Source organism: Nonomuraea terrae, assembly GCF_004348995.1.
Classification (GTDB): Bacteria; Actinomycetota; Actinomycetes; order Streptosporangiales; family Streptosporangiaceae; genus Nonomuraea; species Nonomuraea terrae.
In genome coordinates this window covers 1-1,667 of sequence record NZ_SMKQ01000427.1, presented here as the reverse complement: position 1 = coordinate 1,667, position 1,667 = coordinate 1, and the positions used below count along the sequence as shown (strand labels likewise).

Below are 1,667 nucleotides of genomic sequence, written 5' to 3'. Positions count from 1 at the left end.
ACCCAGACCAGCGTGTGGACGAGCCCGAGCCCCCGTTGCTCGTGCTCGTCCACACGCTGGTCTGGGTGGCCGCCACCGCCGGCGCCGAGACCCTCAACCGCACCGAGACCAGGATCGCCGCCGTCGTCCCCGCGCTCGTCGTGTTCGGGGCGGCGCTGGTGCTCGGCGTCGACGGCCCGGGCTCCAACATCGCCGTGGCGGGGGTGCTGTTCACCGTCGTCGCGGCCCTCGCGCTGCTGCGGGACGGCCGCTCCCCGGCCTGGTCGCTCGCCGGGGTGCCGGCGGCGGCCGTGCTGGCGGCGCTGGCCGTGCTCGCCGGTCCGCTGCTGCCCGTCGCCGCCCAGCCGTACAACCCGCGCGACGACGCCGACCTGCCCCCGCCCGGACGCGTGGACGGCGTCAGCCCGCTCGACCGCGTCTCGGCGTGGCTGCAGATCCCCGACCGCGAGCTGTTCACCGTCGAGGCCGACCGGCCGCTCAACTGGCGGCTGGCCGTGCTCGACCGCTACGACGGTGTGCGCTGGACGTCGAGCGCCCGCTTCCGCCCCACCGGCGGCACGGTTCCCGAGGGCGAGTGGCAGGGCGCGGCCGACGTCGTCCACCAGAAGGTGACCTTGGACGGCCTGCCCGGCACCTGGCTGCCCGCCGCCGAACGCCCCGAGCGGGTGACCGGTGTGCGCGGCCTGGGGGTGGACCCCGGCAGCGGCGTCCTGCTGGCCGCCGCCGAACCCGCCGAGGGGTTCACGTACGAGGTGACCTCGCGGGTGCCCAAGCCGTCGAAGGAGGACCTGCTGGCCGCCACCCCCGTACGCGACCCCGCGCTGACCGACTTCCCCGACGGCCCGCAGGAGCGGCTCTTCCGCAGGCTCGCCCAGCAGGCCACCCAGGGCGCCGACGCGCCGATCGAGCAGGCCTACCGCCTGCAGAGCCACCTGCGCACCAACGCCTCCTACGACGTCACCGCGCCGCCCGGCCACTCGCTCAAGGGGCTGGAGTTCTTCCTGCGGACCACGCACCGGGGGACGTCGGAGCAGTTCGCGAGCGCGTTCGCGCTCATGGCCAGGACCCTCGGGCTGCCGTCACGGGTGGTCGTCGGATTCCGGCCGGGGGAGGAGTCCGGCGGGGTCTACCGCGTCCGCTCCGGGCACGTGATCGCGTGGGCGGAGATCAAGTTCGCGGGGCTGGGCTGGCGGCCGTTCTACCCGACACCGGGGCGCAGTGGCGCCAAGGACGACCACGAGGTCGTCTCGTCGGCGATCGAGGAGAGCGAGGAGCTGGAGGGCGAGTTCGCGCGCGGCGGGAGCGAGCGGCCGAAGACCTCGCCGCCGCGCACCACTGCCGAAACGCAGGGCGGGGCCTCCCCCTGGACGATGGCCGCGGCGGCCGCCGCGGCGCTGCTGGTCGCGTACGGGGCCGCGGTGGCCGTGCTGCCGTGGTGGCGCCGGCGGCGGCGTCGCCGGGCTGAGGCGCCCGGGCAGCGGGTGCTGGGGGCGTGGCGGCAGGCGTGCGACGACCTGGGGCTGAGAGGCGGGCAGACGCTGACGGCGGCCGACGTGGTCGCCCGCCACCCGGGCGACATATCCGCCCACCTTCAGCCTTTGGCCGAAATTTCGAACTTCGTCCGGTACGCCCCGGACGCCGTCACCGACGAGGCCGCCACCGCGGCC

The 1,667-nt window shown here is 75.9% G+C and carries 1 protein-coding gene; it reads left to right on the top strand.

Translation table 11 applies throughout. From position 1 onward, the window contains the following. Positions 1-1,667: transglutaminase TgpA family protein (locus E1286_RS47130; protein WP_132623920.1), on the top strand; the 1,667-nt coding region annotated here is incomplete at both ends.